The organism is Gammaproteobacteria bacterium (genome assembly GCA_011375345.1).
Classification (GTDB): Bacteria; Pseudomonadota; Gammaproteobacteria; order DRLM01; family DRLM01; genus DRLM01.
Genome location: DRLM01000114.1, coordinates 1 through 22,367, shown reverse-complemented (window position 1 = coordinate 22,367; position 22,367 = coordinate 1). Strand labels below are relative to the sequence as shown.

At 61.0% G+C, this 22,367-nt stretch carries 22 protein-coding genes and 1 tRNA gene; 6 read left to right on the top strand and 17 right to left on the bottom strand.

The features are described from left to right. Positions 1-261 precede the first annotated feature (261 nt). Together sspA and djlA are read right to left on the bottom strand one after the other, a co-directional pair. Positions 262-894 (bottom strand): stringent starvation protein A, encoded by a 633-nt coding sequence (sspA, locus tag ENJ19_08500; GenBank protein HHM05769.1) that lies wholly within the window; start codon positions 892-894, stop codon positions 262-264. Between the two features lie 225 nt (positions 895-1,119). Further along, positions 1,120-1,908, bottom strand: coding sequence for a co-chaperone DjlA (gene djlA / locus ENJ19_08495; GenBank protein HHM05768.1), 789 nt, complete (start codon positions 1,906-1,908; stop codon positions 1,120-1,122). A 163-nt stretch (positions 1,909-2,071) separates the two neighbouring features. Between djlA and ENJ19_08490 the strand changes: the two genes are divergently transcribed. Continuing rightward, a complete protein-coding gene (locus tag ENJ19_08490) occupies positions 2,072-2,944 on the top strand; it encodes an HDOD domain-containing protein (GenBank protein HHM05767.1) in 873 nt (290 codons plus the stop codon). An 8-nt stretch (positions 2,945-2,952) separates the two neighbouring features. Here ENJ19_08490 and ENJ19_08485 read toward each other — a convergent pair whose 3' ends face one another. The 3 genes from ENJ19_08485 to ENJ19_08475 form a co-directional block, all read right to left on the bottom strand. After that, positions 2,953-3,729 (bottom strand): hypothetical protein, encoded by a 777-nt coding sequence (locus ENJ19_08485; protein ID HHM05766.1) that lies wholly within the window; start codon positions 3,727-3,729, stop codon positions 2,953-2,955. Positions 3,730-3,872: 143 nt separating this feature from the next. Further along, positions 3,873-4,976: an FAD-binding protein gene (locus tag ENJ19_08480; GenBank protein ID HHM05765.1), complete on the bottom strand. Its 1,104-nt coding sequence runs from the start codon at positions 4,974-4,976 to the stop codon at positions 3,873-3,875. Beyond that, on the bottom strand, positions 4,930-5,784 hold the full coding sequence (locus ENJ19_08475; protein ID HHM05764.1) for an HAD-IIB family hydrolase: 855 nt from the start codon (positions 5,782-5,784) through the stop codon (positions 4,930-4,932). Before ENJ19_08475 ends, ENJ19_08480 begins: the two co-directional genes overlap by 47 nt. 409 nt (positions 5,785-6,193) lie before the next feature. Here ENJ19_08475 and ENJ19_08470 point away from each other — a divergent pair, with 409 nt between their 5' ends. Then, positions 6,194-6,727, top strand: coding sequence for a hypothetical protein (locus ENJ19_08470; GenBank protein HHM05763.1), 534 nt, complete (start codon positions 6,194-6,196; stop codon positions 6,725-6,727). Between the two features lie 150 nt (positions 6,728-6,877). Here ENJ19_08470 and parC read toward each other — a convergent pair whose 3' ends face one another. From parC to ENJ19_08450, 4 genes are all read right to left on the bottom strand, one after another. Then, positions 6,878-9,130, bottom strand: a complete 2,253-nt coding sequence (gene parC / locus ENJ19_08465; GenBank protein HHM05762.1) for a DNA topoisomerase IV subunit A — start codon at positions 9,128-9,130, stop codon at positions 6,878-6,880. Between the two features lie 66 nt (positions 9,131-9,196). Further along, positions 9,197-10,066, bottom strand: coding sequence for a hypothetical protein (locus tag ENJ19_08460; GenBank protein ID HHM05761.1), 870 nt, complete (start codon positions 10,064-10,066; stop codon positions 9,197-9,199). Positions 10,067-10,288: 222 nt separating this feature from the next. Continuing rightward, entirely contained in the window at positions 10,289-11,692 is a 1,404-nt protein-coding gene (locus ENJ19_08455; GenBank protein ID HHM05760.1) for a cysteine--tRNA ligase, read from the bottom strand. 12 nt (positions 11,693-11,704) lie between these two features. Continuing rightward, the gene (locus ENJ19_08450) at positions 11,705-13,126 is read right to left on the bottom strand and encodes a glutamate--tRNA ligase (protein ID HHM05759.1); all 1,422 of its coding nucleotides are present in this window, start codon (positions 13,124-13,126) and stop codon (positions 11,705-11,707) included. Positions 13,127-13,261: 135 nt separating this feature from the next. Here ENJ19_08450 and ENJ19_08445 point away from each other — a divergent pair, with 135 nt between their 5' ends. The 3 genes from ENJ19_08445 to ENJ19_08435 all read left to right on the top strand — a co-directional run bounded on the left by ENJ19_08445 (position 13,262) and on the right by ENJ19_08435 (position 15,357). Then, positions 13,262-13,855 (top strand): peptidyl-prolyl cis-trans isomerase, encoded by a 594-nt coding sequence (locus ENJ19_08445; protein HHM05758.1) that lies wholly within the window; start codon positions 13,262-13,264, stop codon positions 13,853-13,855. Positions 13,856-13,873: 18 nt separating this feature from the next. Continuing rightward, positions 13,874-14,596 (top strand): UDP-2,3-diacylglucosamine diphosphatase, encoded by a 723-nt coding sequence (locus ENJ19_08440; protein HHM05757.1) that lies wholly within the window; start codon positions 13,874-13,876, stop codon positions 14,594-14,596. A gap of 685 nt (positions 14,597-15,281) precedes the next feature. Beyond that, positions 15,282-15,357: transfer RNA gene (locus ENJ19_08435), tRNA-Thr, on the top strand. 408 nt (positions 15,358-15,765) lie between these two features. Here the strand turns inward: ENJ19_08435 and ENJ19_08430 are convergent. The 4 genes from ENJ19_08430 to ENJ19_08415 form a co-directional block, all read right to left on the bottom strand. Next, a complete protein-coding gene (locus tag ENJ19_08430) occupies positions 15,766-16,419 on the bottom strand; it encodes a hypothetical protein (GenBank protein HHM05756.1) in 654 nt (217 codons plus the stop codon). A gap of 18 nt (positions 16,420-16,437) precedes the next feature. Further along, positions 16,438-17,334 carry a cytochrome oxidase gene (locus ENJ19_08425; protein ID HHM05755.1) on the bottom strand — a complete coding sequence of 299 codons (897 nt, stop codon included), beginning with the start codon at positions 17,332-17,334 and terminating at the stop codon, positions 16,438-16,440. A 170-nt stretch (positions 17,335-17,504) separates the two neighbouring features. Next, complete coding sequence (locus ENJ19_08420) at positions 17,505-18,911, bottom strand: cytochrome-c oxidase (protein HHM05754.1); 1,407 nt, start codon at positions 18,909-18,911, stop codon at positions 17,505-17,507. 191 nt (positions 18,912-19,102) lie between these two features. Beyond that, positions 19,103-19,393: a hypothetical protein gene (locus ENJ19_08415; protein HHM05753.1), complete on the bottom strand. Its 291-nt coding sequence runs from the start codon at positions 19,391-19,393 to the stop codon at positions 19,103-19,105. A gap of 451 nt (positions 19,394-19,844) precedes the next feature. On the opposite strand from ENJ19_08415, the gene ENJ19_08410 reads away from it, so the two are divergent. Next, on the top strand, positions 19,845-20,042 hold the full coding sequence (locus ENJ19_08410; protein ID HHM05752.1) for a hypothetical protein: 198 nt from the start codon (positions 19,845-19,847) through the stop codon (positions 20,040-20,042). Positions 20,043-20,089: 47 nt separating this feature from the next. Here the strand turns inward: ENJ19_08410 and ENJ19_08405 are convergent, their stop codons facing one another. From ENJ19_08405 to ENJ19_08390, 4 genes are read right to left on the bottom strand one after another with little or no spacing between them, the layout of a single operon-like run. After that, positions 20,090-20,509 (bottom strand): hypothetical protein, encoded by a 420-nt coding sequence (locus ENJ19_08405; GenBank protein ID HHM05751.1) that lies wholly within the window; start codon positions 20,507-20,509, stop codon positions 20,090-20,092. A 42-nt stretch (positions 20,510-20,551) separates the two neighbouring features. Beyond that, complete coding sequence (locus tag ENJ19_08400; protein ID HHM05750.1) at positions 20,552-21,037, bottom strand: thioredoxin; 486 nt, start codon at positions 21,035-21,037, stop codon at positions 20,552-20,554. A 28-nt stretch (positions 21,038-21,065) separates the two neighbouring features. Beyond that, the gene (locus ENJ19_08395; GenBank protein ID HHM05749.1) at positions 21,066-21,599 is read right to left on the bottom strand and encodes a cbb3-type cytochrome c oxidase subunit I; all 534 of its coding nucleotides are present in this window, start codon (positions 21,597-21,599) and stop codon (positions 21,066-21,068) included. Beyond that, positions 21,592-22,182, bottom strand: a complete 591-nt coding sequence (locus ENJ19_08390) for a c-type cytochrome (GenBank protein HHM05748.1) — start codon at positions 22,180-22,182, stop codon at positions 21,592-21,594. The genes ENJ19_08395 and ENJ19_08390 overlap by 8 nt, the downstream gene beginning before the upstream one ends. Positions 22,183-22,367: the final 185 nt, after the last annotated feature.

Sequence of the window (22,367 nt, the reverse complement as noted above, 5' to 3'; positions counted from 1 at the left end):
AGAAATAAACCGCTTGCGCCGCCAGGGTGTTCTTCAAGTCGAAATCAATGCGGCGGCCCGACTTGAATTTCAAACCTTGCCTTATGGCTCTGTTGGTGATGAATAACATGCCCCTCTCCTTTTGGCACTGTGGCGCGCACGCAGCTTCAGTATACCGCTGCGGCGATGCAGCAAAACCCAAAAAAACCGCGGCACCGTCCCCGCCCCGGCACACCCGCGCCCGCCGTCAGGGAAGCCGCCAGACGCGCCCCCGTGACGGGCTCAGGAATGAATACCGCGCTCCGATTCGGTCAGGCTGGCGCGAAAGGCGTGGCGCTCGAATATCCGCCGGGCATAGCGCCGCAGAGGACGGGCGTGGGCAGGCAGTTCCACGCCAAAGGCGGGCAGGCGCCACAGCAACGGCGCCAGGGTGTGATCCACCAGACAAAGCTCATCGCCCATAAAATACGGCCGTTGCTCGAACACGGGCGCGATCAGGGTCAAACCGTCGCAAAGGGCCCGCCGGGCCGGCGTACGCCGCTGTTCATCAGCGCAGCACAGCTCATCCAACAGGCTGTACCAGTCGCGCTCGATGCGGTGCATGTACAGCTTGCCGCGGGCCCGGGAAACGGGGTCAATGGGCATGAGCGGCGGATGGGGATAACGCTCGTCCAGGTACTCCATGATGATGGCGGCGTTGTAGAGCACCAGATCACGGTCCACCAGGGTGGGCACGCAGTGGTAGGGATTGAGTTCAAGCAGGTCCTCGGGAAGCTGGCCGCTGTCGCTGTCCACTTCCACGACATCTACGGTGATGCCCTTTTCGGCCAACACCAGCCGCACTCTCTGACTTTGCGGACAATCGCTGCCCGAATACAGCGTCATGATCGGTCTTCTACTGGCCAGGGCCGCCATGAGTTCTTTTCTCCGACAACGGTTTGAGAGCCCTTGCAGGCCCAGGCTGTGCTGGGCGTATCGACTGGAACGGCCGCCACCGCGGCGCCTCAGAAGGGGACCCGGGCCGGGCCCGCGGTGCCGCCCGGCCCCTCCCTGCCCGGCGCTGCTTTCGCGTCATCACAACGGCAGGGATTATACCCTATTCCCCCGGCGGCGTTTCAGGCCCGGCGCCCCGCGCCGGCCTCAAAACCCCCGCGCCTCCCGAATCCGCTCGTAGGCCGTGCGGATTTCGTGGGTGCGCTCGGCGGCCACTTTCATCATTTCCTCCGGCAGGCCCTTGGCCACCAGTTTGTCCGGGTGATGCTGGCTCATCAAACGCCGGTAGGCTTTTTTGACCTCGGCATCGCTCGCCTCGGGTGACACGCTCAAGACTTTGTAGGCCTCCGCCAGCGTGTCCGTGCGGCTGGCCCGGGCGCGGGAACCGAAACCACGGGCAGCGCCGATCATGGCCTCCAGCTGCTCGAACTCGGCGGCGGAAAAGCCCAGGCGCTGGCTCACCCTGAGCAGCAGCCGGCGTTCGGCAGGATCCATACGGCCGTCAGCCAGAGCCGCCTGCAGCAGAAGCTCCAGAAACATGCGCTCCAGATTGCGGCGACGCCTGACCTCGGTTTTGAACTGGTCGAGCACCTCATCAAGGGGGAAATCCGCGCGCTTGCCTTCGTTGAACAACCTGATGGCCGCCTGGCGCATCTCCTCGTTCAGGCCCAGCCGGTCCATCATGGCCTTGGCAATCTGGATTTCGTCCTCGGACACCCGGCCGTCGGCCTTGGCCACATGGCCCATGACGGAAAACAGGGCCGTAAAAAAGGCCGTCTGGACCCGTTGCTGCTCACCGGGGGCAAAGCCGCCCAGACCCAGGCTGTCCACCTTGCGGTCCAGGTTGTGGCCCAGGGCCGCGCCGATCAAGGCCCCCAGAGGCCCGCCCAACATCCAGCCGAACGCGCCGCCCAGCACCTTCCCCCACCAGCTCACGGTGATTCCCCTCTATGCGAGTTCTTCAGAAAAGAGCCATGGTACCACCACCCGCCGGGAAGTTGACAAACCAGAGGGGGCGGACCATTCTCAAAAGGCCGGGAAGGGAAGCCGGCGGAAAAGCGCGTAAGGATGGCCGAATCAGGAGGATCCAGGGGAAACCATGAGCATCAGCCCTCGTGAACTTGTCGCCGGCACGGTGGAAATCGCCTCGCTGCCAGAGGTGTTTTTGCGGGTCAATGAAATGATCGACAGCCCCCGCTACTCGGCGGCGGACATCGGCAAGGTGATCGGGCAGGACCCTGCCCTCAGCGCCAGGCTGCTCAAAATCGTCAACAGCGCCTTTTACGGTTTTCCGTCCCAGATTGACACCATCTCCCGGGCCATCACCATCGTGGGCACCCGCGAGCTGCGGGAGCTGATTCTCGCCACCTCGGTCATCAAGGTCTTCAAGGGGATTCCCAACGACTTGATCAATATGGACGAGTTCTGGGCCCACAGCATCTGCGCCGGCCTGGCAGCCCGCGCCCTGGCGGCTGAACGGGGCGAACGGGTGGTGGAGCGTTTTTTTGTGTCCGGCTTGTTGCACGACATCGGCGCCCTGCTGATCTACGCCAAGCTGCCGGAACTGGCGCGGGAGGCCCTGCTGCGGTCCCACCACCATGGCCTTCCCCTGCAAGTGGCGGAACAGGAAGTCATGAGTTTCGATCATGCCGCCGTGGGCCTGGAAATCCTGCGCAAATGGAAGCTGCCGGAACACCTGCAGGAAGTGGTGGCCTGCCACCACAATCCCTCCCGTTCCCTGAATTTCCCCCGCGACACCGCGCTGATTCACCTGGCCGACGCTATCGCCGACGTCATGAACAAAGGCACTTCCGGCGAAGAACGGGTGCGGCCCCTGGACGCCCAGGCCTGGCAGCTCGCGGGCCTGGACGAAAATTGCCTCAGCACCATCATCGAGGAAACCGAAAAGCGCTTCCAGGACACCTTGGAACTGATCCAGCCCTCGCCCTCCAAGGTCGCCAGCATCCACTGAGCCGCCGCTCAGCAGTCCGGCGCCCCGCCCCGCGGGGGCAGTGAGCATTGCGACGGCCGCCGCCCCAGCCACATCTGGTACAGGGAAATGAAAATCTGGGCCGCCAGGGACAGGCCCAGCACCGCGCCGGCGATCACCACCACCAGGGCGTAGTGATAATCCCATTTGGTCAAAAACCACGCCGCGATATCCACAAACACCGCCGCAAAAGGCGTCACCACCAACGTATTCTTGATCCCGCTGCCCAGGCAGCTCAGCCGGAAAATCATCCCCACTGCGAACACGATCAGGCCGATGCCGAACAAATGAATGTGCGACACCCGCACCAAGGACATGAGGGACATGCCGGTATCCACGTCAGCCACCTGGCGCACACCGTCGTAGGTGGAAAAATCGGGCAGGCCCAAGCCCGCCTTCTTGCTGTGGCACATCAGGCAGTTTTTTTTCAGGATGGGCTCAATTTTGGCGGCAAAAGCACCCTCACTGGCGCCGTCGCTGAGCCAGGCCACGATCTCCTGGCGCTCCTCACTGCCCAGATAAGCGGACATGGGGCCCCGTATGGCCGCCTCCAGGCGGGTGCCGCTGCGGTTGCCGTGGTAGCTGTAGGCGATGTCTTCCACCGACAAGCCCGGTTTCCCGTCGTGGCCCTGGTGGGTGTAGTACAACAAAATCAGGGCCATCAGGTAACCCACGCCCACCAGGAGCAAAAACCCCGAGTACAGCAGGCGTTCGCTGAAATCGCGCTCGGACAGCCAGTGACCATCGGGGGAAGGTCGTGTCGTCATAAAAAACCACCTTTCAAAACAGTGAATCTCAAAAAAGCGCCCGCGGCGGACCGCTGGCGCAGCCCAAGACCGGGGCCCATCAACATTGGGGTCCCGTTGGCCAAAGCCAAGGGAGGGCCCGACAGGCCCCAAGCGGCAGGAAGTCAGGCAGGATCGAGGAGCGCCACCCGGCGGCGCGCCCAGGGATACAGCAAGGATTTGTGCCAGGCCGGCTGGTAGTAGCGCCGCAGCCAGACCCGCACATCCCGGGCAGCGGCCACGCCCCGCAGAAAACCGCTGTAGCCGCCGTTGCCCAGGCGTTCGTAGAAATAGCGGTTCACCACAGCAGTGCGGAAGTACCCCTGCAGCACCCCCTCGGCCCACCGGCCATAGGCGGCCGGCTGGCCGTCCCGCAACGCCCGGGCGGCCTGCACCCCGGAGTGCATGGCGTATCGGATGCCAAACCCAAACAGCGCATCCTGAAAACCGGCGGCCTCCCCCACCCGCAGCAGGCCTGGAGGCGTAAGCGGCGCGGCGGGACCGAAAAAACCGGCGCCACCATAAAAACGCGGCCGCCGCATGGACAGGCCCACGTGGCGCTCAAAAAACGCCACCGTGCGGGCCAGGCACTCGCGCTGGCGGGTGAAATCCCGGAACAGGCAAGTGGCCACCACGCCCTCGCCGCCATGCACCAGCAGATAACCGTAGCCCTTGGGGGCCAGGGTATCGCTGGCCACGGCGTACACCCCGTCCGCCGCATCGGTCTGAAAAACGTATCCCACGGCGATGACGTTGCTGTGACGGGGCCCGGCGGCGACAATGCCACGGTCAAGCAGCGGTGCGGACTGCTGGAAACGGATGTCCACCCCCGCCTGCAGCGCCTGCGCCTTCAGGCCCTGATCCAGGGTTCCCGGCCCGCTGCCCCGGCGCAGCAAATAGAACATGGGCTCGCGGGAGCGGCACAGGTGGTCCCGCCCGTGGGGATCAAACACCACCAGCTCGCGGCACGGAATCAGGCCAAAATCAGGGCAAATGCCCCATCCCGCCAGCACGTCCAGCACATCTTCACGGGAAGTCCAGTTCTCCAGGCCCTGAAAATCGCCGTGAAAACGCCCGCCCACCTCAGCGCGGCGCTCGTACACCACCACCGGCAGGCCCCGCCGCGCCAGACAGATGGCCGCCGCCAGACCCGCCGGCCCGGCACCGGCGATTTCCACCGGCTCAGTCATCCAGGGCCCCCACCAGCCACTCGGCCGCCTGGGGGACATAATGGGCCACGCCTTCCAGCACCCCGGCGGCGTAGTGCCCGTTCATCCCCAGAAAACCGCCCTGGGCCACATAGAGGCGCGACATCAAGCCTTTTTCCTGCATCACCAGGCGTGCCTCACGGACCACCTCCGGCGCGGCATTGCGCACCAATACCGCCTGCAGTCCGCTGGTGAGGGCGGGCAGATCGTTGCCGCTGTCACCGGCGAATACGGTGTGTTCCTCGCCGAAACCCAGCTCAGCCATCAAAAACCGCACGGCGTGCACCTTGGTCGCCCGCGCCGGCAACACATCCAGCAAACCGCAATGGGCCTGCTCGTCCACACTCCAGATCAGGGCGGCGCGGATGTTTTCCGCCGTCAGGCGCTCGCGCATGGTACGAAGCAGCGCGTCGCGGTCCACCTCCAGCGGCGTGTAATAACTGAGCTTGAAGGTGTTCTGCCTGGCGGCCTCCTGGAGTCGGAGCGCGGGCAGGTCGCGAAACAAGGCGGCCAGGGCATCATGCTCGCGCCCGCGCCAGTCCGGCGCGATCGCCGCCGACCAGGCCTCCCACGGCGACCACTGGCCCTCCCGCGCGGTATAGATGGTGCTGCCCACATCACCCACGGCGAAATCAGGCACGGGAATGTGATAGTCCGCAACGGCCTCTTTGAGCAGCTGCAAATGCCGGCCGCTGACATACACCAGCGTCACCTCCGGCCGCGCCGCCAGGGCCCGGAACAGGGGCCGGGCGGGGGGGGACTCCGGCTGCCAGCCGTTGGGCAGCACCGTGCGGTCCAGATCCGTGCATAACAGCAATCGTGTGGGCATCAAAAAAGGGTTCCTTGTCCCGCTCCGCCGCCATGATAACCCGGCCGCGGCCGGACGCAAGGGTGCGGTCGGGCGGCAAGGCCCCTGGCCTTGCCGCCCTTGCCTCAGGCCCGCGCGGGCCGTTCCCGCGCGGAAATGCGAAAAAGCCGCCACGCGCTGGCACGTTGTCCGGGCCTGACGCCGCGCTATCTGCCTGCGCCTGAGCTATCTTTATTCCTTGTCTGACCCTGAGCTGGCCCTGTTGCCGGTCCGCAACAGGCCGCACAAGGATCGACAAGCGATTGCCACACCAACTCTGGAGGACTTCATTGTGCAAAGAAAAACTCTGACGGGCCTGCTGACCGGAAGTCTGTGCCTGCTTCCCCTTGCCGTAAACGCAGTGAATTGCGATCAACCCATATCGGGCGCAGTGAATGGATTCTATGCGCCGTCCCAGGGGGATGATCAGAGCTACGAGTACATTGAGTGCGTGTCCATCAGCCAGTCTGGCGCATGGGCATGCCCCACTCCCGGCACCGCCACGCCCTATTCCGATAACACCAACTTGCGTGGCACACCCGTGACCCACGAACTGGGAGGCAACGCGTTCAGCGTGAGACTGGTGCCTGCCTTTCCCCAGGGTACGGCATACGAAGAATCATGGAAAATCTGGATTGACTTCAATGACGACAAGGACTTCAACGACGACGGCGAAGAGGTGTTTTCCGGGGTGGCGACCGGGCCGGTAACAGCGCGCATCAACACCACTGGAAAGAACCCGCTGATGAACACCAATCTGCGCATGCGTGTTTCCATGGTGTACGCGCCCGGCGCCGGAGAAATCGTCTACCCCAACCCCAGGCTCTGTTACGTCACCACGATCTCGGGCTACAAAGTGCAATCCCCCGACAACAACATCCCCTGGGGCGAAGTGGAAGACTACTTCATCCAATTCGTCAATTGACCGCGGCCCCGGTTTTGGCTGCAAGCCGTATCCTCACCAGGAGCTGGGATGACGGGCTGATCGGTCTGATGAAAAATGCAGGTAACAATTGCATGTTATTGCATGTTGCGGTTTCAGCTTTAGAGGTACCTATGGATTAGGCGGTCCGCTCTACATCTCCACACTCAAGCCGTCCACTTTCTGAAACCCCCGCGGCAGTTTCATCCCGCGGCGGCCGCGCTCGCCGAGGTAATGCTCCAAATCGCGGCCTTTGAGTTTACGCCGGCGCTGGCCGGCGTGAACGACCAGCGTCGCGGTGGCTGGCAGCACGGTCACGGCGCGCACGGACTCGTCGCAGTCATCCGCTTTGGCGGCGGGAATGCCGATGATCTTGTTGCCCTTGCCTTTGGCCAGGACAGGCAGTTCCCGCACGGGAAACACCAAGAGGCGGCCTCGGGTGGTGACTGCCGCCAACAGATCGCATTCCCTGTCACGCACCGCCACGGGGGGTAGGACGTTGGCCCCTTGGGGCAAATTCAGCACGGCCTTGCCGGCTTTGTTGCGCCCTTGGAGATCGCCCAGACGCGCGATAAAACCGTAGCCGGCATCGCTGGCGAGCAGCCAGGTATCGTCCGCCTCGCCCATGAGGGCGCCGACGAAGACGGCGCCGGCGGGCGGCACGACGCGGCCGGTGAGGGGTTCGCCGTGCCCGCGGGCCGAGGGCAGCAGGTGGGCGGGGACGGCGTAGCTGCGGCCGGTGGAGTCGAGAAACACCACAGATTGATTGCTGCGGCCGCGCACGGCGGCGAGGAAGCTGTCGCCGGAACGGTAAGTGAGGGTGGCGGCGTCAATGTCGTGGCCCCTGGCGGCACGCACCCAGCCTTTTTCCGACAGCACCACGGTGACAGGCTCGCTGGGCAGCAGCGCGCTGTCGTCGAAGGCCCGGGCGGCAGGCACCGCGGCCTCGATGGGCGAACGGCGCGCATCGCCGTGTTTTTCCGCATCCGCCGCCAGTTCCTGGCGCACCAGGGTTTTGAGGCGCCGCTCGGAACCCAGGGTTTTTTCCAGTTCCTGCCGTTCCTGAGCCAGCGCTTGCTGCTCGGCGCGGATTTTCGTTTCCTCCAAACGGGCCAGGTGCCGCAGCTTGGTATCGAGGATGTAATCCGCCTGGGCACCACTGAGGTCAAAGCGCTGCATCAACACCGCTTTGGGTTCGTCTTCGCTGCGGATGATGCGGATGACTTCGTCCAGATTGAGAAACGCGACCAGCAGGCCATCGAGCAGATGCAGGCGTTGCCGCACTTTGTCCAGGCGGTATTGCAGGCGGCGGCGCACGGTGGTGATGCGAAACGCCAGCCACTCCAGCAGCAGCTCGCGCAGGTTTTTCACCCGCGGACGGCCATCAAGACCGATCATATTGAGGTTGACCCGGTAGCTGCGCTCCAGGTCGGTGGTGGCAAAGAGATGGGCCATGAGCGCGTCTTTGTCCACCCGCCTGGAGCGGGTGACGATGACCAGGCGGGTGGGGTTTTCGTGGTCCGACTCGTCGCGCAAGTCTTCCACCATGGGCAGCTTCTTGGTATTCATTTGCGCGGCGATTTGTTCCAGCGCTTTGGCACCGGACACCTGATAGGGCAAGGCGGTGATCACAATCTCGCCGCTGTCCTCCTCCCAGCGGGCCCGCTGGCGCACGGCGCCGGTGCCGCTCTGGTAGATTTTCAGCAACTCCGCGCGGGGGGTGACGATGCTGCCTTCGGTGGGGAAATCCGGTCCCGGCACATATGCGCACAACTCCTCCACCGTGGCCTTGGGGTGCTCCAGCAAATGGATGCAGGCGGCGGCCACTTCGCGGGCATTGTGGGGGGGGATGTCCGTGGCCATGCCCACGGCGATGCCGGTGGCACCGTTTAGCAAGACATTGGGCAGCCGCGCCGGCAGAACAACAGGCTCATCCAGGGTGCCGTCGAAATTGGGCTGCCAGTCCACCGTGCCCTGGCCCAGCTCCGCCAGCAACACCTGGGCGTAAGGCATAAGTCTGGCTTCGGTGTAACGCATGGCGGCGAAAGATTTGGGATCGTCCGGCGAACCCCAGTTGCCCTGCCCGTCCACCAGCGGATAGCGGTAGGAAAAGGGCTGGGCCATGAGCACCATGGCTTCGTAGCAGGCACTCTCGCCGTGGGGGTGAAACTTGCCCAGCACGTCACCGACGGTGCGGGCGGATTTTTTGAACTTGGCCGTGGCCGACAGGCCCAGCTCGGACATGGCGTAGACAATGCGCCGCTGCACCGGCTTTAGACCATCGCCGATATGAGGCAGCGCGCGGTCCAAAATCACATACATGGAGTAATCCAGGTATGCTTTTTCGGTGAAGGCTTTGAGGGGCAGACGTTCGGTTTCCCGGAAGGGCAGTTCTGTGGTACTCATGTTTTCTCCCGGTCCCGGCAAGCGCACGGCACGGCAAGGCATAGATCGCGGCGCATAACACGCCCCTTATCTCGTTTGCACCGCCACTGCCGGGTGAGGCAATAAATCGGCCAAATCTTCAATGTAGGCGGATAACTTCTTGCGGTAGTGGCGTTTTTGTTTTTCCGTCATGAGGGCAAACACCGCCACCACCATTTGATCGCCCGATTGGTTCATCTGCGCGATGGCGGCGCGCTGGTCCGCTGTGCTGTCGGGCCGGCTCTGGGTCAACCAGGCGCGCAAAAAGTGTTCAATCTCCCGGAGACCCGCCTTGCGGCGCAGCAGCGCCAGCAGGCGCTGCTGACTGGCCTCCCGCCGCGCCAGCCACATCTCATCGGTCACCGGCTGCGCCCGGCTCAGGCGGCGGATTTCGGCTTTTTGGGTGTTGGACAAATCCCCCACCAGGTGTTCGATAACGTCGATGAGCTGCCCGGCCCGCTCCTCCAGGTACTCCTCCCGCTTTGTCCCGGTCAACTCGCGGCGCCGCTTGTCGTTTTCCCGCCGCAGGTTACGTTCAAAGTGCGCCAGTTGTCCCTCGCTCAATGTCACCAGCACCGCCGCCGCCGGCGCCGCCAGGGGCGCCACGGTTTTGGCATACAACACTCGCGCCTGCTCCCGCAACGCGGCGACCTCCTTCAAGCTGGGCTCATGCCCGGCAAGCACTGCGGCGGATTTTAAAAATTGAATATAATCCGGCAAGGCGTGGGCGCGGTGCCAGGCGAAATAGTCGTCCACGGCCCGGTCGATTTGCGCCTTTTGCCGGGTGTTGAACGGCGCGTATTTTTTGATTTTGTAACTGAAATACCAATCGGCGTTGTTGTAGACCAGCGCCACCCCGCTGCACCCCGGCAGCGCCAGGCAACAGACCAAGACCAAAACCCATTTCACCGGCTGCATCTGCGGCACGCCTCTTGCGCCATCGAGGTGATCTTAATTAACCCGGCAATCCTAATTGCCGGGTTAATATCATCCGACTTCGGGCCATGGCATACAATGCCAGCCGGTGGGAGGGCTGCTTTATTGATCCGGCAATCTTAGTTGCCGGATTAATCACTCGGCATCAAAAACCAATGCCATCGTCTCGTCTACCGACAGCGCAGCACGTTACAAGACCCTGTTTCACTCACGGCGCCAGTCGGTGGTGCCGTCGGGCCGGTCTTCCAGGAAGATGCCCTGGGCTTTCAACTCGGCGCGGATGCGGTCGGACTCCGCCCAGTTCCTGGCCTGGCGGGCCGCGAGGCGCCGGGCGATGAGCTGCTCTATGCGCTCGTCGCTCAAGGCGGCGGCCGCCGACGCGGTGGCCCCTTTGAGAAACGCCTCCGGACCGGCTTGCAGGATCCCCAGCAGCCCGCCCAGGTCTTTCAGCCGCCGGGCCAGGGATGCCGCCCCGGCCGCGTTGCCGGAGGCTTTGGCGCGGTTGAGTCCGCGGACCAGATCAAACAATACGGCCAGGGCCTCCGGGGTGTTGAAATCGTCGTCCATGGCGGCACGAAAGCGCATGTCAAATTCGCCGCCCTCCCCCGCATCGGCCGGATCAGCCGGCACAACATCGCGCAAAGCAGTGTAAAACCGCTCCAGCGCCGCCTTGGCGCTGTCGAGGTTTTGCTCGGAATAGCTGAGGGGACTGCGGTAGTGGCTGCTCAATATGAAATAGCGCAGAACTTCCGGCGGGTAACGCCTGAGCACCTCGCGCACCGTGAAAAAATTGCCCAGGGACTTGGACATCTTTTCTTCGTTGATCTGCACGAAGCCGTTGTGCATCCACAGGTTCACGAACTTGCAGCCGGTGGCGGCCTCGCTCTGGGCAATTTCGTTTTCGTGATGGGGGAACATGAGATCCATGCCGCCACCGTGGATGTCAAAGTGATCTCCGAGGCATTGGGTGGCCATGGCGGAGCATTCGATGTGCCAGCCGGGCCGGCCCGGCCCCCAGGGGGAATCCCAGCTCGGCTCGCCCGCTTTGGCGGCTTTCCACAAGACGAAATCCAAAGGATCGTCTTTGGCCTCGTCCACCGCCACCCGCTCGCCGGCGCGCAGATCTTCCAGGTGCTTGCCCGACAAGGCGCCGTAGCGCTCGAAGCGGCTGACATCGTAATAGACATCGCCATTGGGAGCGGGGTAGGCGTAGCCCCGCTCCACCAGCCGCCGGATCATGGCAATGATGGCCGCCATGGAGGTGGTGGCGCGGGGCTCCAGGTCGGGCGGCAGCACATTTAAGGCGGCGCTGTCTTCGTGCATGGCCTGGATGTAGCGCCCGGTGAGGGTGTCAATCTCCTCCCCCTGTTCCCTGGCGCGCTGGATGATCTTGTCGTCAATGTCGGTGATGTTACGCACGTAGGTCACCGCAAAACCGGCGGCACGCAGGTAGCGCACTACTACGTCGAACACCACCATCACCCGGGCGTGGCCCACATGGCAGTAGTCGTATACCGTCATGCCGCAGACGTACAGGCCCACTTTGCCGGGCTGGCGGGGCACGAAGCGTTCTTTTTTTTTGCTCAGGCTATTGTATATCTTCAACATGGCTCGTCCGTTTTATCCTGCGCACATCCGGACACAATGTTCCAGGCGGGAACGAATGCGCGCCGCGCCGATGAGGGGCAGGATTTTTCCCAGTTCCGGGCCGTCCACCTCGCCGGTCAGCGCCGCCCGCAACGGCTTGAACAAGTGCTTGCCCCTGGCGCCGGTGGCGGCCTGCACGGCCCCGGCCAGGGTCTTGAAGTCGCCGGGTTGCCCGGTGACGGCAGCAAGGGCCGCCCGGAAAAACGCCTCCCCGGCGTGAATGACGGCGGCCCGCGCCGCATCGCTGTATGCCATGTTATCGGCGTAGATTTGATTGACCCAGTGGGCCGCGTCCGCGGGCAGAGTGATGTTGGGGCGGATGGCCTCCAGCAAAGCATCGCGCTGCCCCGGGGGCACCCGCTCCCGCAGCGTCTCGCCCAACCAGTTCCACAGCGCCGCGGTGTCGGCGTGGACCACGGCCTCCCGCTGCCAGTAGTTCAGCTGGGCGGGGTCGTAGCGCGCCGGCGAGCGGCTGAGACGGGCGAAGTCGAAGCCGGCGGCAAGGCCGTCCAGACCCATGTAGGCGTTGCTTTCGTAGTAGTGACCCAGGCGCGCCAGGTAGTTGGTCACCGCACCCGGCAGATAGCCGGCTTCCCGCAGTTCGCGGACGCTGCGGCTGCCATGGCGCTTGGACAGGGGCGCACCGTCCGGCCCGGTGATCAGCGTGATGTGGCCGTATCGCGGCGGGGTCAGGTCCAGCGCTTGGAGCAGCAACAGCTGCCGCGGCGTGTTGGCGAGGTGGTCCTCACCGCGCAACACATGGGTCACCCCCATGAGCGCGTCGTCCACAGCATTACTGAAGAAAAAAGCTGGCGTGCCATCCGCCCGGCGGATGATGAAGTCACCCATGTCGTCCGTGGCGAAGGCCTGCTCCCCGCGGACCAGGTCAGTGTAACGCACGGTCTCCCCCGCCGGCACGCGAAAGCGCCAGGTGGGCAACAAACCGCGCTGGCGGCGTTGCTCAATGTCCGCGGCACTCAAGCGGGCGCAGGTTCCCGCGTAGCGCGGCGGCCGCCCCGCCGCCCGCTGGGCCCGGCGGGAGAGCTCCAGTTCCTTGGGCGAGCAAAAACAGGGGTAGCTGCAGCCCCGCTCCACCAACATGCTGTAGTAGTGCCGGTAGATCGCAGCCCGCTGCGACTGGACATAAGGGGCCTGGCCGCCGCCGACCCCGGGACCTTCCTGCCAGTTGAGCCCGAGCCAGCGGAGATCGTCTTTGAGCGCAGCTTCGAACTCAGGACGGCTGCGCGCGGAATCAGTGTCTTCTATCCGCAGCAAAAACACCCCGGCTGCGCGGCGGGCCGAGAGGGCGTTGAACAGCGCAGTGCGGACATTTCCCAAATGCATGTAGCCCGTGGGGCTGGGGGCAAAGCGGGTTTTGTGGGGGGGGGTGATCATGGGCGTGCATGGTATCGGAATATGCCGGTCCCCACAAAGGGCCCTGGCCCGTCATCATTCCCCGGCCACAGCCCTGGGCAACACTTCTTTCCGGCGGCCAAAGCGACTATTATGGGCCGCCTCGCAAAAGTGGAAATGCGCGCCATGAAGTTCCTGCCCTGCTTGTTCGCCTTCGCCTTGTTGATCAGCGGTAACGCCTTCGGTGACGACGATCACCCCCGGGTGCGTCTCCAAACCAACGTCGGGGATATCGTGTTGGAACTGGATAAATCCAGGGCGCCGATAACCGTGGACAATTTTCTCCGCTATGTGCGGGATGGCTTTTATGAGGGGACGATTTTCCACCGCGTGATTCCCCGCTTCATGATTCAAGGGGGCGGTTTTACGCCTGACTTCAAGCGAAAAACCACCCGCCCCCCCATTCGCAACGAGGCGGACAATGGCCTGAAGAACCGGCGCGGCACCATCGCCATGGCCAGAACCAGTGCGCCGCACTCGGCCACAGCCCAGTTTTTCATCAATGTGGCGGACAACAACGATTTGAACCACGTCAACAGGTCACGCCGCGGCTGGGGCTACGCCGTGTTCGGCCGTGTCATTCAAGGTATGGAGGTGGTGGACCGTATTGTCTCCACCCCCACCGGCAGCGGTGGGCCGTTCAAGAGGGACGTGCCGCATCCCACCATCGTCATCGAGTCTGTCAGCGTGTTGGACGACGGGCCAAAATAGCGGCACCGCCTGCGCACCATGTCACGCTATTTCATTTCTGACCTGCACCTCACACCGGCACGTCCGGACAGCCTGGCGCTGTTTCACCGCTTTCTCCGGCGCGAGGCCTGCGGGGCCGAGGCCGTGTACATTCTCGGCGACTTGTTCGAGGTCTGGCTGGGTGACGACGCAGTGGACCCGGGCTACCACGCGGTGCTGAAAGCCATGTCCGCGGTCGCGGATGCCGGCACGCCGCTGTACGTGATGCGGGGTAACCGGGACTTTTTGCTGGGAGAGGGCTTTGCCCGGGCCTCCGGCGCACGGCTGATCGACGATCCCTGGTTCCTTGATATCGGCGCTTCTCGCGCCATGCTCGTCCACGGTGATGCGCTGTGCACCGATGACATCGAGTATCAGCGTTTTCGCACCATGGTACGACGGCCTGAGACCCAGGCCCAGTTCCTGGGCTTACCCGTGGCTAAAAGACAAGCCATCGCCGCCGGATATAGAGACGCCAGCCGGGCACATACCAGGATGAAACCCAGCGACATCATGGACGTTAACGCCGACGCTGTTGTCCACACGATGACCGACGCCGGCGTGACGCTGTTGATTCACGGACACACCCATCGCCCTGCCATTCATCACTTCAGCCTCCACGATGGCGAAGCCGCCACCCGCGTGGTGCTGGGCGACTGGCACGAGAGCGCAATGGTGCTCCGTGAAACCGGGGGGCACATTCAGCTTGAGGAGTTTGCCTAAGGACCCGTCGGGTTTGGGATGAACCGGCTCCAAGACCGGGCGGGTGGTCCTGGTTGCCGCGATTTCTCGCTACATCGCAGCAATCTGTCCTCGTTCTACCACTTTTTCGCTCGATCCCCTCAAAATCCTACAGGCTCCTAACCGGTGCTGTGCGGTCGTTTCATCCGCCCACCCCGTGGCAACCCTCTGGGTCAGGAGCAAAACGCCGGCATCGCGCTGCGTCCGCCCTGCCTTGAGCGGCCCGCGTACGAGAACACAGCCCCCCAAAATGGCAACATCCCCCTGCCCTCTGCTTCGCCCCGCCTTGGGCTTACGCCTATCCCGGTACCCTCTTGAATTTTTCCTTTATTTTAGTAATGTAATCGCCGTGGCCGGCTGGTGGATGACACAAGATCGGCACACACGCTAAGCAGTAAAGTCTATTGGAGGTATACAATGGCCAAGAATCGTACTGTAGCTGATGATGATGCCACTGTTGTATTGGCGCTTGCCGCCATTATGGCGCTGTTGTTCATGGTGGCGAAAAGCGTCGCGCTCTAGCGTCACCAATGAGCTGAATTGGCTACTTGCTAAGGCACCCGGGAGGGTGCCTTTTTTTGTAGGGTCACCGCCACCAAAAAAAGCTGATTTTCACCCGCTTGTGGTGTAATATCCCTGTCCCTCTCCGGAAGTACGGATCACCATTGCTGGCGTAGCTCAGTCGGTAGAGCAGCTGATTTGTAATCAGCCGGTCGGGGGTTCGATTCCTCTCGCCAGCTCCAATTCATTTTCATTCATACCCAGTTCAAGACGTTTTGCGCGGCGCACACGGCAAACACTACAGCCGCCTCGCCGCCATGTTGACAGCACGGCTGCATGCTTGCCGCGCCGCCCCAGTATTATTTCTTCCTTCCATTGTGCCGAGCGGAGGAACACCCTTTCGGCACTCTAGCGTCAAAATAAAGACGCCCCGCTGATGCGGGGCGCCCACGCTCGAATTGAGCAGCCTATCGCTACTGCTTATTCGTTAAACGCGTCATCTTCAGGCTTGGCATTCGCCTTGTTTTCCTTCCAGAAGCGATCCACAAAGAGCAGACCGTACAGCGCCGGAAGCAAAAACACGGTAGCAATAATGCTGGCAAACACCGCGGGAGCGTAATCTACGTCGATCATCAGTACTGACCTCCAAATCAAGTGGTGGCTTTGGACATATCGGGCTTCTGCGAGAAGTGCGGCAGGCGCTTACACACCAGAACCATGGCCAGGCAGAAGTAGCTTACGTAGAACACGTCGATGGTGAAACCACGATCCCACCACGGCTGTTTACGTTCCCGAACCCCATCAGGACGGACGTTGCCCTCGTAATTGGACAGTTGGACTTGGTCACCCACAATGTTGTACTCGTCCAGACCGTGGGGACCGCCCGCCGACTGAATTTCCCGAACCTGGTCAGCGATCAGCTGAAGGTCATACCAGCCGATGGGATGACGTTCCAGCAAACCCGGCAGGCGCGAGTCATCGGACGCCTCCATCACCTCCATGGCCCTTTGCGTCAGGTAAGCCATCTTCTCTTCGGGGGATTTCATCCGCTGAACTTCCGGCGAGTCCATCAAATCCACCATGGGCGCGTACAGCGCCACGGTCGGCCGCTGCCCCCAAATGGGCATGGTAATCAAAAATGCCGTGAGGATGACCAGACCGATGAGATAAGTCAGCGGATAGGGCAGACGGTTGTTTCCTTCCCACAAGCCGCCGTATTTCTCCTCTTCCCACAGTGCAAGATTGCGTTTGTTTTCCTCTTCATCCGCCAGGGAATACAGAGGATTATCAAATTTCCAACCCATGTTAGCGCTCTCCCCTTGTTACTTCAAACTCGTCAGGACCCAATCGATCAGAGCACGAATCTCGGTGTCCCGAGCATACTCCGGCACCTCAGGCGGATAGGCCCGCTGGCCCGTGCGATACTCATCATATTCGTCGCGCCATTTGCTGAAGTCGATGGGTTTGCCGTTGACATCCACCGGACCCCAAAGGTAGTCGAAACGGGGCATGATGGAGTTGGGCTGCACCAGACGAGGATTGAAGAAGTGCATCATCATCCATTCTCTGGACGAATTGCGTGAGGCAACGTGGAGAATGTCAGGTGCCTTACGGTCAGAGCCGAAGGCTGTGGGCATTTCCCCGTTGAAGTCACCCAGATAGGGCGGGGTACCAAACACCTGCCAATCCTGCGTGTGCTCGGGCAGCAGGGTGTGACACCACCAGCACCCTTCAGTGATATACACGGTTTTGCCGCGGCCCACATATTTTTGGTTGGCGTCACCGGCGAAATCCAGCACAGATTGCGGCTGCCACCCCGCCAGTGCTGTTTTGTTGACGACGTAGGCCCATTCCTCACCGTTGACATCAGCGTAGTCGATGGTGAAGACAGCACCCTGGGACATGTCCGCCCGGTCGATGCGGCCTTTTTCGATACTGAGCTTCTTAACCGTGGGACCCAGATTGTCCGGATGGTTGATGGGTGAGGCAAACGGCGTACCGGGTTTGTAGACATAGGCCCGCCGCGGCGGATCAAATACTTCCCCCGTTTTCGGATCCTTGTTCAGGATAACGGTGATCGGCTTGTTGTTACCCCGAACCGTCATATCCTCATAGCTGAAGCCGATCAACCGGCCGTTTGACAGTGATTTGTCCAGGCCCACCCAGGTGGACTCTGCAGAACGAAAGTCAAAGCTGGGCAGCATGAGGGTGATAATCATGGAGAGCCCTAACATCCCCCCGACCCCTGCAGCGCCTAGTTTATATTCTTTAAATGCCACGGAAACTTCCTCCCCTGATTTGACCCCCCGGCGCACACCCGGTACGCCGGGGGATCCACACGTTAAAAGACTTTATCTATCTGTCAGCAAAACTCAACCAACAGTAGCCATTAACGCTCGTAGGCCAACTCGTGCGCATAACGACCCTTCGGCACCACGGTACCTTCGCGGGCAGTCATGTACATGTTGTACAGCCACACCATGTTACCGGTGAACACCATGGTGCCACCCACCCAGCGACCGATCATGTACGGATGTTCCGCGATAACCACGTCGATGTACGGCACCTCATAGATCTTGCCCGCGCCCTGGATCAGCCCGGCGATGGTCATGGTGATCCAGTAGGTGCAGAAGCCGATGATGAAGAACCAGTAGTGGAAGTTGGCCAGCGCCAGCGAGTACAGCTTCCGCCGCATGGCAGACTGCAGACCGAAGTAAACGGCTGCCGCCTCCAGGAAGCTGGACATGCCCAGCAGAGCCAGATGCGCGTGAGCCACGATCCAGCCGGTGCCATGCACGTACCAGTTGATGGCGCGGGTCTGCTGGAAGCCGCCCTGCATGTTCAAGGGGATAGCCAGCAGCACACCGGTGACGGAGAACTTGATCTCAACGTTCTCCACGAACATGCTCCAGCGGCCTTTCAGGGTCAACAGGATGTTGGCCACGAAGGCGATCGCCGGAATCAGGATCAACACCCCTTCCACCGAGGCGAAGGACTTCAGCCACTCGGGCAACGGCGCCGACAGCAGGTGGTGCGATGCGGGAGTGGAATAGAAGGCGATGATGGCCCAGAAGTGCAAATGACCGATGCGATGCGAGTACAGCGGGTTACCCGTCAATTTAGGAATGACGTAGTAGGCAATCGCTGCCGCCACCGGCGTAATCCACAGACCCAAGAGGTTATGGGCGTGCCAGAACGTCAGGTAGGCTTCGGTCAGACCGGTCAGATTGAAGATTTCCGCCGACTGCCCCACCAGGATGGTGATGGTGACCATGAAAATACACGCACCAAAGAACCAGTTGGTGATGTAAATACCCTGGGTGCGCCGCTGCGCAATGGTCATCCATACATTGATACCCAGCGGCACCAGCACGCCGAAGATGACAACCAGATCAATGGGCCAGATCAGGTCGGAGTACTCACGGCCGGAGGTGATACCCATCCACAGCAGGATGAGGCCCAGGCTCAGACCCACATTCCACAGCAGGGCTGTCCAGATCCCCAGCTTTTCGGACCACAACTTGGTTTTGCCCAGGGCCGGGGTCATGTACATCATGGTCATACCGAAGGCCATGGAAATCCAACCCACGATAACCGCCAGCACGTGCACCTGACGCATATGGCCAAAGGCAAACAGCTCCGTGCCCGTCACGAAGTCCGGAAACGCCAGTTTGGCCGCGTTGAAGGATCCGAGACCGGTACCGATCACGAACCACCAGATGGAGGAAAAACCGAAGTATATCGACGCCGTTCCGGCGGGAATATCTTCGTTTTTCGCAAACAGATATTTCATCAACATGACACTCAACTCTCCCTTCTACTTATACCCGCGAAGTTTTGCTATCACCACACTTAAGCATCAGGATTCTGTCTGCTTCATCATGATGTAGTACGCAAACCACATGCTAGAGAAGGCCAAGAGTATTCCGCATGCACCTGCGAATGCCGCCATAGCTGCTCCCCCTTTCTAAAAAGTTAGCTTTAACGTTACCAAGCACTGTTGTCGCGCTGCGCCTCGATCTCGCCATGCTTTTTCATGCCGAGATACATGATCACAGCGAAAGCAAAGCCGAACAGGATCATGACCCAGTCCACAAAACCGGAAAACGTCCCCGGATTGTAGGCCTGCCCGTACCATCCACCCCAGTTGTCGAACTTACCCCGACCCACTGCGCACATCACGGCTGCGCCGAACACGCTGCCGTTACCCATGCCTGTGGTAAATGCGGGAATAAGCAGGGCGAAAAATATCCGGCCCAGTGTAAGTTTATTTTCCATCACTCCCCCCGTTACTTATGACAGAAGACAGGCCGGGTGGCTGCCGGATAGCCGGAGCTGCCGCGACCTTACCGCAGTTGCACTGACCCAGGGTCAGCCGTTTGAAATTACTGTAGCGTCATTGTCGAAACATACACCCCTTGCTGAGTTCCGTCAACCACCATATCGCGCCTATCAGGTACTTGTCGGACGTCCGGTTTTTGGTGATTCCACTTAGCGTTAGCGCCCGGGGCTGTTAAGATTCCCACTGCGATCAGACGCCATCAGTCAGGCCGGACGAAACCGATATTCGCAACGGGGCGGCGCCAACGTTGAGCCCCATTGAGCGCGTTCCCAACGGGGGGGCCCCGCCACAACTCCTGAGGCCGGCAAGCCCGTTTAGCGCGGGCGCCCCGCCTCCGGGCTGCTCACATCGGATGGTCCCGTATTGTTTAGCGAAAGAGTAAGGAACATGAAGGAAATCATCATCTATTTGTTTTTGTCCATCAGCTCAACCGGGATGCTGGCTTATACTGTCCACATGTTTTTGGGCGGCGTGGTGAGCGAGCGCACCGAGCACCTCGCCATGGGCGCGGCGGTGGTGATATGGGCAGGCGTCATTGCATTTCTGTGGTGGGATGTGTTGCGCCGGCGAAGGGGGCAGCGGTAGTCTTGGGGTGACATTTGCAAGTCGCTGCTTCTGCACCGCGGGTGCCGCTACCGGTACACTGCCAAAAGACTTTTCGCGTCTTTGAAATCCGTTTCGGTGGGAAACTGCCCTGCGTGGATGATGAATTGCTGTTTCTTTCCTGACAAATCCAGCCCGGTGATGGCGAAGGTTTTGCCCCCCATCTCCGAGAAAAAGCGCACATCCTTGACCAAATCCACGCACTCCCCGCTGCGCAGGCGGAGCCTGACTTTTCGCTTGTCCAGCTCTATGGCGACAGGCGCCCCCGGAAGAAGCATCAGGCGCGTTTTCAGAATCCGGTTCGCGCCAACGAAAAAAAAATAACTCGCCATAAAGAACAGAAGGTAGGCCCAATCGCTGTTGGGAGAAAACCAGAGCTTTGCCCCAATTCCCGCCAGAACCGCCACCGTAGGGACGTAGAGCGCCAAATCCCACAGCAGGCCCTTCATGTCCTGACGCAGTTCGTAAGCCCGATCTTTCCCCGCCATCGCTCAGCTCACCCCATCCCCGACCAGTTTTGCCAGCCAGCTGTCCAACTCTCCATAGAGAACACGCCCCGGCTGCCGGTACAACACCTTGCCGTTTTCATCAATCAAAAACGTCCAGGGGTCCCCCTTTACCCGGAAAGCCGAAAAGGCCTCCGGGTTTTCGTACTGGTCCATATGGAGAAACACCACGTCAGAACCGTACTTGTTGATCAGGGCTTTCAACATCTGAAGTTGTTTGTCACAGACCGTGCAGTGCCCGGGTGTGGCGAACTCAAGAAGGATTTTTTTCTTCTGGGCCAGGGCCTGGTCAAGGGAGATCTGGTACATGCGCTCATCGGGATAGCGATAGGTGGTGATCCGGCTAAAATCCCCCCCCACATCCTGCAATGTCTTGGTTCTTACCGATGGTGCGGTGTCACCCACTTTGACCGAGCTAGAGTCCAGTGATCCACCGCAGGCAGACAGCAGGGCAGCCACCAGAAAAATCATTCCACCACAGCGGCCAACAGCGCGGAATTTACTCATAGTTTCTCTCCCAGCCGGCGCAGGTCCTGAACAGATTGTAGGCCCAGATGCAGTTGGCCAGCAGCACCAAGCTCCCGAAAACACCCACTGCCGCCAGAAACGGCTTGACCACGTGCTCCACCTCAGCGGGCGATGCGGGGTTTGCACCCCCGCTGACCATACCGCCCAAAATGCCGGCAACTGTAAAAAACACGACCATGCCGATCAGACCGAAATTATGAATCCAGAAATGAACCTTCACCAGACGCAAACTGTGAATGGGCTGCCTGACCAGGCGCGGCACCATATAATAAACCGCGGCAAAAATGGCCATTTCCACCCATCCCAGCAGATTAATGTGGGTATGCGCCCTGACGATCAGATCCCCGTGCATCCGGTGATCCACGAAATGGCGGAATTCCGCCACGCCGCCCATCAACGCCCCCCAGGAAAAACCTATCAAGCTATAGATGATACAGGCATATACAAACCACAAGGTGTAGCGGCGGTAGCTGGTTTCCTGGGGATGCCTCCACGCCTCAGTCATCGCCCGCCCCTCCGGCTGCTTCACTCGGCCTTCGGTCCCGGATATCCGTGTATTTTTCCTTCCAACTGTCCGGCGCCCACATTTGTATCATGCCATCAATAAACTCAGATTTACCGGGAGGGGGCTCTTTTGCAACTGAAGAGCCGGCATCGGCTCTCAACTCGGACAAAAACACGGCGATCAGATGGAGATCTTCGGGGGGAAGGGAGGCAACGTAGGCCGCTTCTTTCGGCGGGTCACCATGATCAATGGTCGGCCCATCATAGAAAGACTCTGGATCTTTGAGGAAACCCTCCAGCCAGGCCACAGAACGCTTGGAGCCTATGCCATCGAGAATCAGCCCCATACTCGTCCCGGCGCGCAGCGCCCTGTGACAGGCATTGCAGTTCGCCTTGCGATAAAGCTCGGAACCGCGCTCGCCCTCCTTCGAAAAGTCGAAAAAGGTTCTTTGAACGAAGACGGGCTTGTCAGAGCGAATTCGGTAGGTCTCCAAACTGACGTAGCCGATAACCGCAATCGCGACGAATATTCCCGAAACAATCAGGAGCACCTTTTCACCGGTTTTTAAAGGTTGTCTACTCATAGTCCGTGAATTATATACCCAGCAAACTTGCAGGACAAAGGGATCGAGTAGGAGGCGGGGTCACCCCCGCCGTCCTCTCACACCACCGGACGTGCGGTTCCGCATCCGGCGGTTCATGAGACACACTGGAGTCGTCGCACCGTATCGAGCAGCGACACCAGCCCCAAACGATCAAAGTAGGCCTT